This window comes from Helicobacter labacensis, from assembly GCF_003660285.1.
GTDB classification, from domain to species: Bacteria; Campylobacterota; Campylobacteria; order Campylobacterales; family Helicobacteraceae; genus Helicobacter; species Helicobacter labacensis.
Genome location: NZ_QXQQ01000016.1, coordinates 24,209 through 36,364 on the forward strand (window position 1 = coordinate 24,209; position 12,156 = coordinate 36,364).

General features: G+C 47.7%; 9 protein-coding genes and 1 pseudogene. 8 read left to right on the forward strand and 2 right to left on the reverse strand.

From position 1 onward, the window contains the following. The first annotated feature begins 1 nt into the window (after position 1). The 8 genes and pseudogenes from EAO33_RS05835 to EAO33_RS05870 all read left to right on the forward strand — a co-directional run bounded on the left by EAO33_RS05835 (position 2) and on the right by EAO33_RS05870 (position 9,498). Entirely contained in the window at positions 2-346 is a 345-nt protein-coding gene (locus tag EAO33_RS05835) for a DUF6394 family protein (protein ID WP_120945843.1), read from the forward strand. Next, a complete protein-coding gene (gene leuS, locus EAO33_RS05840; protein ID WP_205589518.1) occupies positions 343-2,757 on the forward strand; it encodes a leucine--tRNA ligase in 2,415 nt (804 codons plus the stop codon). Before EAO33_RS05835 ends, leuS begins: the two co-directional genes overlap by 4 nt. Continuing rightward, entirely contained in the window at positions 2,754-3,257 is a 504-nt protein-coding gene (lptE, locus tag EAO33_RS05845) for an LPS assembly lipoprotein LptE (RefSeq protein ID WP_120945845.1), read from the forward strand. The genes leuS and lptE overlap by 4 nt, the downstream gene beginning before the upstream one ends. After that, positions 3,254-4,417 (forward strand): folylpolyglutamate synthase/dihydrofolate synthase family protein, encoded by a 1,164-nt coding sequence (locus tag EAO33_RS05850; protein ID WP_120945846.1) that lies wholly within the window; start codon positions 3,254-3,256, stop codon positions 4,415-4,417. The genes lptE and EAO33_RS05850 overlap by 4 nt, the downstream gene beginning before the upstream one ends. Further along, positions 4,407-5,306: a M23 family metallopeptidase gene (locus tag EAO33_RS05855; RefSeq protein ID WP_120945847.1), complete on the forward strand. Its 900-nt coding sequence runs from the start codon at positions 4,407-4,409 to the stop codon at positions 5,304-5,306. Before EAO33_RS05850 ends, EAO33_RS05855 begins: the two co-directional genes overlap by 11 nt. Continuing rightward, entirely contained in the window at positions 5,293-6,234 is a 942-nt protein-coding gene (locus EAO33_RS05860; protein WP_120945848.1) for a M23 family metallopeptidase, read from the forward strand. Before EAO33_RS05855 ends, EAO33_RS05860 begins: the two co-directional genes overlap by 14 nt. Then, entirely contained in the window at positions 6,147-6,539 is a 393-nt protein-coding gene (locus tag EAO33_RS05865; RefSeq protein WP_120945849.1) for a bactofilin family protein, read from the forward strand. Before EAO33_RS05860 ends, EAO33_RS05865 begins: the two co-directional genes overlap by 88 nt. Then, positions 6,536-9,498 (forward strand): annotated as a pseudogene (locus EAO33_RS05870) (DEAD/DEAH box helicase). The gene EAO33_RS05865 and the pseudogene EAO33_RS05870 overlap by 4 nt, the downstream one beginning before the upstream one ends. Here the strand turns inward: EAO33_RS05870 and EAO33_RS05875 are convergent. Beyond that, on the reverse strand, positions 9,490-10,596 hold the full coding sequence (locus tag EAO33_RS05875; protein ID WP_120945850.1) for a Cj0069 family protein: 1,107 nt from the start codon (positions 10,594-10,596) through the stop codon (positions 9,490-9,492). The pseudogene EAO33_RS05870 and the gene EAO33_RS05875 overlap by 9 nt on opposite strands. A 197-nt stretch (positions 10,597-10,793) precedes the next feature. Further along, positions 10,794-12,156 (reverse strand): tetratricopeptide repeat protein (locus tag EAO33_RS05880; RefSeq protein ID WP_162982219.1); only part of this gene is annotated, 1,363 nt, incomplete at its 5' end.

Genomic DNA, 12,156 nt, shown 5'->3' on the forward strand with positions numbered 1-12,156 from the left:
TATGGATTGGGGTCGTGTCGCTTTTGTGATCTTTAGTTTGGGGAGCACCACTTCAGTGGCTAGTTTCTTTTACGATCCTGGTGTGGTGGTGTTATTTATTGCCCTAGCGCTTAACCTCATTACCACCACACTTAAAATCGGGGTGCAAAAACAATTCGCCTCAGAACTCTTGGGAGGCTCGCTCTGCGCTCTCTTGCACCTCATCCCTGCCTTTATTTTCTTCCAAATCCTCAATAACAATATTTACGCCTCTATGCTGATGATTGGCGCGCTACTGAGCAATGTTTTTTGTTTGATCGTCATCATCATTGATGGGGCTAAAACCACAGATACGGAATACCAATGAAACACTACAATCCACACACTATAGAAGCAAAATGGCAGGACATTTGGGCGCAAAGCGGGGTGTTTGAACCCTTGAGCGATTTTAGCAAACCCAAACAATACATCTTAAGCATGTTCCCCTACCCTAGTGGAGCGATTCACATGGGGCATGTGCGCAATTACGCTATTGGGGACGCGCTAGCGCGCTATTACCGCCAAGTGGGCTATAATGTCTTACACCCGATGGGCTTTGATGCCTTTGGCATGCCAGCAGAAAATGCCGCAATTCAATATGGTATCCACCCCAAACAATGGACTTATGAGAATATCGCTAAAATGCGTGAGGAATTTAAGGCTTTGGGCTTTTCCTTTTCCAAAACTAGAGAATTTGCTACCTGCGATCCTCACTACACCAAGATTGAACAAGGCTTTTTTATTGAAATGTATAAAAAAGGCTTGGTCTATCAAAAAGAGGCGTGGCTGAATTGGTGTCCTAAGGATAAAACGGTGCTAGCCAACGAACAAGTTGTTGAGGGAAAATGTTGGCGTTGTGATACCCCTGTGGTGCAAAAACAAATGCCCCAATACTACTTGAAGATCACTAAATACGCCGAAGAACTCTTAGACGAACTCAAAAACCTAGAGGGGCATTGGCCAGCTCAAGTTTTGCGCATGCAAGAAAATTGGATAGGTAAATCGCAAGGCTTAGCCTTTGCTTTTAGTTTAGCCCCCAAGAGTGTCGCCCTCTTGGCAGACACACATGCCCAAATTGAGGTTTTCACCACCCGTATAGACACCATTTACGGGGTAACTTTCATCGCCCTAGCCCCCGGGCACCCCATAGTGAGCGCGCTATTACAAGGGGAGCATTTAGATCAAGCCAGCGCACAAGCCATACTAGAGATGCAAAACACCAGCGCGCGCGCGCGCTCAATAGAGAAAAAAGGGGTTTTATTGCCCTTGTATGCTTTGCACCCCTTAACCCAAGAGCCCATCCCTATCTATGTGGCTAATTTTGTGCTAGAGAGCTATGGGAGCGGGGCTTTGATGGGCGTGCCCGCTCACGACACACGCGATGGCGAATTTGCTGCGCTTTTAAACATCCCCATTAAACAAGTCATCAATGAAAAAGGATTTTTAGAACACAGCGATACTTACAGCGGACTAACTCCCGAGCAAGCGCGCGAAAAATTAAGCGATCTCTTTGAAAAGCAGGGCTTGGGGCGGCGTATCACCCATTACCGCTTGCAAGATTGGGGCATTAGCCGCCAACGCTACTGGGGCGCGCTCATCCCTATGGTGCGCTGTGAGCACTGCAAACTTGTGCCCGAAAAGTTAGAGAACCTGCCCATTTTGCTACCTGAAGATGTTAAAATTGATGGAGAGGGCAACCCTTTAGAAAAACATCCCGCGTTTAAAGCTTGTCTTTGCCCTGAGTGTGGGCGCAGTGCCCAAAGAGAATGCGACACCATGGACACCTTTTTTCAATCTAGCTGGTATTTCTTGCGCTACACCACACCCAAAGAGCTTTGGGACAAAGAAGCTTTTGATCCCCAAGCTTTGGACTATTGGCTGGGTGTGGATGAATACATCGGCGGGGTGGAACATGCGATCTTGCACCTGCTCTATGCGCGCTTTTTTACTAAAGTGTTGCGCGATTTAGGCTATGTGCGTCTAGATGAGCCCTTTACTTGTCTGACCACTCAGGGCATGGTGCTAAAAGGGGGGGCTAAGATGAGCAAATCTAAGGGGAATGTGGTTAGCCCCCAAGAGATTTTAGAAAAGTATGGCGCGGACATCGCACGGCTTTATATCCACTTTGTCGCCCCGCCTAGTAAAGAGCTTGATTGGAATGATCAGGCACTAGAGGGTAGCGCGCGCTTTCTCAAACGCTTTTATGAAAAGTCTTTTCTAGCCCAACCCTGCGATCACCCCCCCAGAGCACAAAACCTTAACGCCATAGAAAAGCAGGCGCGCGCTAAGGTGCATTTAGCCTTACAAAAATGCCATGCCATTTTTGCAAAAAAACAACCCGGTTACCCCTTTAACACCCTCATTGCTGCGTGCATGGAAGCTCTTAACACCCTAGAAAAAACCACCAACCCCGCGCTCTGGAGCGAAGCCTATTACATTTTAACCCATGTGCTAGAGCCCCTTATCCCCCATGTTTGCTTCGAGATCGCCCAGCGACTCTTTAAATGCCAAAATTTCAAACCCCAAGAGGTGGATACCACCGCTCTAGAGCAAGATAATATCGAGATCGCTATTACGATCAATGGTAAAAAGCGCGCGAGTATCATCGTGGCTAAGGATTTAGATCGAAATGCCCTTTTAGCCCAAGCCAAAGAGCAGGCGCATAAATGGCTGGAGGGCAAGGAAATTCTTAAAGAGGTGATCGTGCCTTTTAAGTTGGTGAATTTTGTTTTGCGATGAGAGCGTGGGTTGTGGCGTTAGCATTGGTGATGGGTGGCTGTGGTTACCAACCCATCGCCACTTTTGCGCAAAACGCGCTAGGACAGGGGATTTTCGTGCGTCTGATTGTGAATTTACCCAATCCGCGCAACTCGGTGCAATTTAAGGACATGCTTAACCGCGTGATTGTGCAACGCTTCCAAAACACCTTAACCAGTGAGGCGCAAGCCGATTCGATCATCACCATAGAGATCACTAGAGTGATCGACACCTCTATTAGCCAAAACCAAGAGGGTTTTACTACCTTTTATCGCGCCACGGTGTATGTGGACTACACTTATGACAATAAGAAGGGCGTGGTGAAGAAATTTAAGGATAGCGGGTATTATAACTACGCAGTGTCCTTGCAAAACCCCTTAACCACCTACAATAACCGCTTTTATGCCATCTCCCAAGCTTTGGATCAAACTTTGACTCAATTTGTCTCCCAAATCGCTTATGAGGGCAAGTTAAACAAATGAATTTAAACGCCTTTCTCACTTCTCTAGCACAAGAATACGCGCCCTTTGATCCAACGCGTTTTCCTAGAATTTACGCGCGCTTTTTAGAACGCTTTGAGGATAATGTCCCTAAAATCCAAATTGTGGGCACCAATGGCAAGGGGAGCACAGGGCGTTTTCTCACTTTAATGTTAGAGCAAGCGGGTTTCAAAGTGTTGCACTTCTCATCGCCACATCTTTTAACGCTCAACGAACGCTTTTATAGAGATCGCGCTCTGGTGGGTGATTTAGAATTAGAGCATGCCCACGCGCGTTTGCAAGAACTCCACCTAGACCCTAAGATTAGCTTTTTTGAATACATGACCTTACTTGCCCTCATCCTCGCGCAAGATTGCCATTACTTGGTAGCCGAAGCGGGCTTAGGGGGGGAATGGGATAGCACGACAAGTTTACGCGCGCGCTGTGCGCTGATCTTCACCCCCATTAGCCTAGATCATACCGATCGCTTAGGCGACACCTTGGAGCAGATCGCCCACACGAAATTAAAAGCCCTTTGCACTCTAGCCCCCCATACCCCCATCATTTTAGCCCCCCAAAAACCCCAGATCACCAAGCAAGCCAAGCAGATGGCTCAAGATTACGCTTTGCCTTTATTGAGCGTTAGCCCTCCCCAAGGAATCACTATTGGTTATGCCAAGCAACACCGCTACCCCCCTTTTTTAGCCCAGAATTTTCAAAGCGCGCTCAGCGCTTTAGAAACGCTCAAAATTCCCTACACCCCTCCCACTCCTGCACTCAATTTGCGCGCTCGATTCGAACGCTTAGAAGATCGCTTGATCCTAGATGTGGTGCATAATGTCAGCGGGGCGCAAGCCCTCAAGCTTGCTTTGCAGGAGAATTTTGGGGGTGAAAAAATCCACTTGGTTTATAATAGCTACGCTAGAAAAGACGCGCGGGGTGTCTTGGCATGTCTAAAACCCCTCATCGCGCAGGTGTGGGTCTTGGAATTTAAAGACCCCCAGCTAATAGATACGCAAGAACTCACGCGCATTTTGGAAAGTGTGGGCATAGCATGGGCGCGCTTTAGTTGGGAAGATTTTAAGGCGGTGCGCGCGCTTTGGGTTGTCGGGGGGTCTTTTAGCGTGGTGCGCGCCTTTTTAAAGGGATACTATGCAAGATAAACTCGTGCTCACCATCATTGATGAGGGCGGTTCTAAACAGCTTAGACTCTCTAGGAATCTCAAGCAATACTTGGTGATCGCGCTGTTGATCTTGTGCGTGTGCCTTGTAGTGGGGGGGGTGGGGCTGGGCTATTTAGTCAAAAAACTAGGCAAGATCACTTTAGAAAAGCGTATCAGCGAAGCCAAATACCAAGAACTCTACCACAGAAATGACGCGCTCAAGCAAGACATCCAGCACAAGACTCAAGAGATCGCTATTGTGAGCCACCAAATTAGAAATTTAGAGAACATCTTAAAGATCAACAAAGGGGACACACTCAACGCGCAAGCTTATAGCCGTATTAATTTAAAATCCCTCCCCTTAGCCAGCAAGCATTTAGCCCTAGCCTTGATTCCCAATGGTGTGCCCGTGCCAACTTACACACATAAAGTCTTCACCCCCCCCGTGCCTAACAAGCTCCACACACGCGCGGGCTATGATTTTACCACCCCTCCTAACACCCCCGTTTATGCCAGCGCAAGTGGAATCGTAGATGTGGTGTTACTAGGCAGACAGGGGTATGGGAATTTGGTGCGCTTAGAACATGCCTTTGGCTTTAGCTCTATTTACGCGCATTTGAGCCACATTGCGCTAAAACCCAATAGTTTCGTGCATAAAGGAGATTTGGTGGGCTATAGCGCTGGGTTGCACTATGAAGTGCGCTTTTTAGGGCAGGTGGTCAATATGCCCGCTTATTTGGCGTGGAGTTTAGCCAATTTTGAAAGCGTCTTCCAAACCGATTCGCCTATTAATTGGAAGAATCTCTTTTATAGCATTGAAGACATCGCCCAAACCCAAAACTACACCCCCCGCAATCCTTCTAAAGGTGTGCTAAATGTGGTTAAATAGGCGTTTGATTCTCGTCTTCACTTACCAAGATGGGAGCAAATCCCTCAATGTGTTAGCCATTTACAAGCAGATTGCCTACTATGTTTTGTTATTGGTGTTGAGTGTGATTTTATTTTTGATCGCGGTGCTCTATATCTTTGACACCCAAATAGCGCGCAATAAAGCCCAAATTAAAATTTTGCGTGCCGAATTTCTCAAAAGCTCAAAAAAACACACCTTATTGAGTAAGGAAGTGCAGGGCTATGTGGAAGATTTGCTATTAGCCGGGGAAAAAGTCAATGATTTAGAAAATACTGTGGGCGTGGAAAATGACGCTCAAGAAGACAAAACCCCGTTGAGCGCGCGCTTAGATGTGGCTAGTATCACAGGGGCACAGAAAAGTTTCATCATGCGCTTTATCCCCAATGACAACCCCCTAGAATCTTATAAACGCATTTCTGCCGAGTTTTCTAGGCGTTTCCACCCCATTTTACACCGCATGCAAGATCACACCGGCGTGGATTTAAGCACCCCCATTGACACCCCGGTGTATGCTACGGCTAATGGGGTGGTGGGGTTAGCGGGCAATGGGTGGAATGGGGGTTATGGGCGACTCATCAAGCTTTACCACCCCTTTGGGTTTAAAACCTATTACGCACATTTGCATAAAATTGTGGTTAAAGATGGGGAATTTGTCAAAAAAGGGCAACTCATCGCCTATAGTGGGAGCTCTGGGATGAGCACGGGACCCCACCTGCACTATGAAGTGCGCTTTATGGACAAGCCCATCAACCCCATCTTTTTCATCAAATGGAATATGAGGAATTTTGATTTTATCTTCACACAAGAGAGGAATATCGCATGGCCATCTTTACTAACGACCATAAACAAGCTGCTAACGGATCTGCCACCATCATCGCCCAAGGGAGCAAACTCCAAGGGACTTTGAAGATGGATTGCCACCTACATATTGATGGGGAGGTGGAGGGGACAATCCATTCTAGCAACACCGTTGTGATTGGCAAAAACGGGATTGTAGTGGGGGATATTTTTGCCCCCCGCTTGATCGTGAGTGGCAAATTCAATGGCAATGCCCATGCCGATTTAATTGAAATCATGCCCTTGGGCTTTGTAGATGGCAAGATCGTCAGCTCCGAGCTTGTCATCGAACGCAAGGGGATTTTGGTGGGCGAGAGTCGCCCCAAAGATAACGCCCATCCCTTGCTAGAAAATAGGACGGATTCTAAAGTTTGATTCAAGCCAGCCTTTATAGTGCCCTTTTAAAAGGGCTTGAGAGTACAATACTCATTGTGCAAGATGACGCACAAGCGCGCCAGTGCGCTCAAGTAGCGCGCTTTTTTGCCCCCCAAAAAGCCCTCTTTATCTTTCCTGAGCTTAGAGCCCACTACTTAGATGACATGCGCGCCTTTTATGCAGAACTTAGCGCGCTTTTAAGCCAGTTGCGCCTCTTTTATCAAGCCCAAGAAGCCAAACAAGATTGCTTACTCATCGCCCCTTTGAGCGCGCTTTTATACCCCCTACCCAAGCCCTTTTTATGCCAAGTTTTAGCATCCAAGCCCTAGAAGCCTATCCTCTATCTGAGTTACAGACACGCCTGCGCGCCTATGGCTATGAATTTGTGGAGATGGTGGAGTTAGTCGGGGAGGTGAGCGTGCGCGGGGATATTATAGACATTTTTACCCCCGGATCGCCCAAACCCCACCGCCTAAGCTTTTTTAAGCAGGAATGTGAGGACATTAAAACTTTTAATCTAGCCACCCAACTTAGCGATCCACAACTCTTAGAATGCTTGCAAATCCCCCCCGCACTCTTTAGCCTCACTGAGCAACAACACGCTACCCTTTTAGCGCGCCTTGAGGGCTTAAACACCGATAGTTTAGTGCCCGATATTGCCTCTTTGGGTTGGTGGGTTTTGCAAGACTTTGGGGTGTATCTATGGCAAGAATACAGCGCACTTTTAAGCCCAGAGGCACACCAAGAAGCCCAAGAATACGCCACTCTAGGGTATAGAGCGCCCCTAGAGAAAATCCTAGCCCTGCCCCAATTAGACACGCCCCCAAACTGCCAAGATTTGAATTTGCCCCTAAAAAACTTAAGCGATTTTTGCGCTCTGCACCCCCAACACCAAATCACGCTATTGCACCGCGCCCATGATAGCTTACCCCCCCTAGAACCCCATGTCAGAACCTGTATTTCAGATTGCGTCCTGCATTTTAGCACCCCCACGCACATTTTTATCTCTCTGCACTCCTACCCCAAACCCCCCAAAGCCAAACCCCTAAACTTTGCTTTAAGTGAGCTAAGTAGTGGGGATTTTGTGGTGCATGAGGACTATGGGGTGGGGCTTTTTCAGGGGTTGGTGCAACAAAGTGTTTTGGGGAGTGTGCGCGACTTTATCGCCCTAGAGTATCAAAACCACGATCGCCTCTTTGTGCCGGTGGAAAATCTACACCTGTTAGAGCGCTACATCGCCCCCAACACACCCACACTGGATAAATTGGGCAAGGGGAGTTTTAGCAAGCTCAAAGCTAAAGTGCGCGCCGAGTTATTAGGGCTGGCTGGGGATATTATCAGCGCACACGCAGAGCGCATGTTATTAGAGGGGGTGCAAATTGTGCCCAATTCTGCCCAATTAAAAGCCTTTGAGCGCGCACGCCCCTTTAAGCTTACAGAGGATCAAGAACGCGCCATAGAGGAGGTTTTAGGCGATCTAGCCAGTGGGCATGTGATGGATCGTCTTTTAAATGGAGATGTGGGTTTTGGCAAAACTGAGATCGCTCTTGTAGCCATCTATGCCCTTGCCCTAGCAAAGAAACAGAGCGCGCTCTTTGTGCCCACCACGCTTTTATCCAACCAACATTTCGCCAGCTTGCAAGCGCGCTTAAGCCCTTTTAATATCACCATCGCCAAACTCGATCGCTTTAGCAAGGACAAGGCACGCATTTTAAAAGGCTTGCAAGAGGGAGATATTGATGTGGTGGTGGGCACGCACGCGCTCTTAGGGGCAGAGTTTCAAAACTTGGGGCTGGTGGTGGTGGATGAGGAGCATAAATTTGGAGTCAAGCAAAAGGAGGCGATCAAAACTTTAGCCCAAAATGTGCATCTGCTTAGCATGTCTGCTACGCCCATCCCGCGCACCCTAAGCATGGCTTTAGCACAGATCAAGGATATTAGTTATCTAGCCACCCCCCCAGAGAGCAAACTCCCCGTGCGCACCTTTGTGAAAGAAAAATCCCCGGGGTTGCTCAAAGAGATCATTTTAAGAGAGCTTAGGCGCAAGGGACAGGTGTTTTACATTTATAACCATATCCAAAGCATGCCCATCATCCAAAAGATGTTGCAAAACCTTTTGCCCCATCTTAGAGTGGAGATACTGCACTCTAAGACCCCAAGCACACAGGCTGAAAACCTCATTCTAGCCTTTGCGCGCGCAGAGTTTGAGCTTTTATTATGCACCAGCATTGTCGAATCGGGGATTCACCTCCCCAATGCCAATACGATCATCATTGATCACGCCCATAGTTTTGGGCTAGCCGATTTGCACCAACTTCGAGGGCGCGTAGGGCGGGGCGCGCATGAGGGGTTTTGTTATTTTTTAATAGAGGATAAGCGCGCTTTAAATGAGAGCGCGCAAAAACGCCTGCTTGCCCTAGAGAAAAACGCCCATTTGGGGAGTGGGGCGCATATCGCCTTGCACGATTTAGAAATTAGAGGCGGGGGGAATTTACTAGGAAGTCATCAAAGCGGGCATATTAAGAGTATTGGGTATGCGCTATACGCGCGCATGCTTGAAGACGCGTTGCAAGAAAAGAGTGGCTCTCTAGGGGCGCGTAACTGTGTGGAGCTCAAATTAGCCGTGAGCGCTTTTTTAAATGCGCAGCTTATTACCAGTAATGCCCTGCGCTTGGAGCTGTATAGACGGCTTTGCCATTGCCAAGAGGTGGAGCAGGTGCTAGAGATTCAGCGCGAAATTCAAGATCGCTTTGGCGCGCTCGATCGCATGAGCGCGCAATTCTTGGCGATCACGCGTATCAAAATCCTAGCCAACAAACTCCAAATCCCCAAGATCACCCACCACCAACAGCACATCACCTTGCACCTCCCTAAGCCTGTGTATCTGCAAGCCCCCAGCAAGGACGATAGCGAGGTGCTAAACACCTTGCTAGAGTATTTAGAGCGCGCGCTAGCTTAATTTGTCCTCTAAAATGTCAATGATCGTGTTAGCCACTTTGCGCGCGGTTTTGTCCAAGAACTCTACAGGGGTGGTAAAGCCCACACAAGAGCAGTTGATCTCACCTAAAATGTATTTGTCCTTGCCATGCTCATCGGTGTCTAAAATGAAATCGGCTGTCCAAATGAGGGGCAGATCGTAATTGCCTAGTTTGGTTTGGATGTGGGGGAGTTGGCGCAAGAAATAATGCACTAGATCGTTCCATTGTTCGGGTTTGTCATAGCGATACTTCGCCCCACTAAAAAGAGTCGCGCTAAAAGCGTCTGCGCCCTCAGCCGGCTTTTTATGCACCACATAAATAGGGTGTTTGTAGAGCATTAAAATGCGAATCTCGCCCTCTTTAATGCGGGGTAAAAAGGTCATGTCCACCAGCATGCCATTATCCCCCACGAGGTATTTTTCACAAAAATCCATAAATTCGCCCAGCTTGCGGTGCTCGACATGGTTATCCACCGCTTCAATGCATTTGATCTTGGCATCTAAGGGCACTTCACTCACTCCAGCAGGCAGAGGCTCTTCTAATTGCACATGCCAAATGCCCTCACCAGTTGAGCCACGATTTTGCTTTAAGACTCGCTCGCCCTTAGCTAGAGTTTTAGGGAAAGTCTTTTTGAAATCGTGCTTATCTGCCCAAGTAACCCCGATGCGTTTTGCCTCCTCTTTGTCGTAATAGGCGTAAGTGTCATCGGGTACTAGCTCGGTGTCGGCTAACTTAGTGAGCGCGTCCTTTGCCCCATAGCCAATCATCGCGTCCGGATGGGGCATACCAACCACGCCATGATCGCAGAGTTTGCGCAAGAGATCAAAATAGAGTTTTTCCTCTTTCAAGTTGCCCGGATTGACCCGTGAAACATAGGCATCAGCATGCGCTTGCACATACTCATAAATGCCCTTGGTTTTCTCAGCATCTTTTAAAATCTCATCGGTGAGTTGCACCACCTCAGCCTGCCAACCCATTTTTTTTAGGTAGTCCATCATGGGCACGCTGTCGCGTCTGTGCCCATCTCTGCCCTTGTCTGTCCCGCCCACTGCCTCAAAAAATACCACATGCTTTTTCATACAAAACCTCCAAAAGATTTTTGCGGTGATCCGCTAGCCTTATTGTAACATTATTGACGGGGAATTGGGGCAGGTTGCAAGAGTTTCTTGGGGTGTTAAGGACACCAACGCGCGTTGGTGTTGGGATTAAGCCCCAAGCAAAATAAAAGGGGGTGGGGGTGGGTATATAAAGCCAAATCCTATAGTGCAAGGGCTAGTTACAGCTTCTTAGCATTTATTCTGACTTCTCCGTCTTGATTGACCATGTAGAATGGATCGCATGCAGGATTTGTAAAAGCCCTTAATTGATTAAAGCCAAGCCCGAAGCGATTCCGCTCATTCTCTTGCGCCCAAGAAGCCTCTCCTAAATCTTTGGCAAGTTGCATATTAGGACGCACAAGAGTTTGGCTCAAACTCTTATAAGAAGCCTTTAAGAATTTTTGATAGCGATCCACCCCGCCTAATCGCGCCTTGTGGCTGACCTCTTTGACAATGCTCAAGTATTTCAACAGCCAAGGCAACACCCTATGGTGTCTGCAAGTGAGCGCGACAAACTCAAATAGTCTAATGGGCTCTAACAACCCATCTACAAATTCCATCGCTTGCTCTGCCATTAAATCAAAGTCATCAAGATTGTCATGCCCAGCGTGTTTTAAATGACTCGGTTCTGCGTAGCAATCAAATAAAGAGATCGCACATTCCCCACTGCCTAATTTAGCCCCCTCTGCATAGCACGCCTTGCGCTCATCTTCATCATCTAATAACTGCCCTAGAAAGTCATACCCATCCGCATAGCCAGACTCAATGGCTTTTTGGTAGAGTTGCACAACTTCTTCTTCCGTAATTTTTGCATCGCCCTCGTCAGTATCCTTAGCTATATCCTTAAGTGCCTTTCCCCACAACGCATAAGCTTCTATGTCCCCCTTTTGAGCCTGCACTTTTAAAAGCTCAATGGCTTTTTGTCTGCACTCTTTGGCAGCTTTGCGTCTATCCCCTATTTGTTTCAATGTTTCTGAAAGCGATTTTTCTTCATCACCTTTCTCATCATCTGCATATAATGGCAAACGAGCTAACCCCAAATACCCCCGCCCCTCGCCTAAGCTGACCGCTTTTTCAAAAAGCTCTTTTGCCTTTTGTTCGCAATTAGAAATGTTTTTATCTTTAAAGACTTGGCAGGTTTTAAGGATTGCTAAATAATCCTCACTCTCTAGGTCGTCTTTTAGGGGGTTTAGGGTGTTTTCTATCTCTTGTCCGCTAATGGCTTCCCCACTCCCATACTCTAGGACTTGGGTATCATTCTCCATATAAATCTTGCCAAGTTCCACCATTGCCTGCACGGAGCCTAATTCTATGGCTTTTTCAAAACAGCGCATCGCCACATTGTTATCTGGGTAAAGCACAATGCCCTGCGCGCTCATCTTGCCTAATTCTAGCCACGCACTAGCACTCCCTGTATCTTTAGCTTTCATGTAATCTTTAAAAGCTTGCAAAGTGTTCGCCCCGTATTTCCATAAGGGTTTGACTTGTGGGGTATTGTCATTGGGGGGTGTGTTGGTGTGTGCGGTGTTTTGGGGTTGTGGT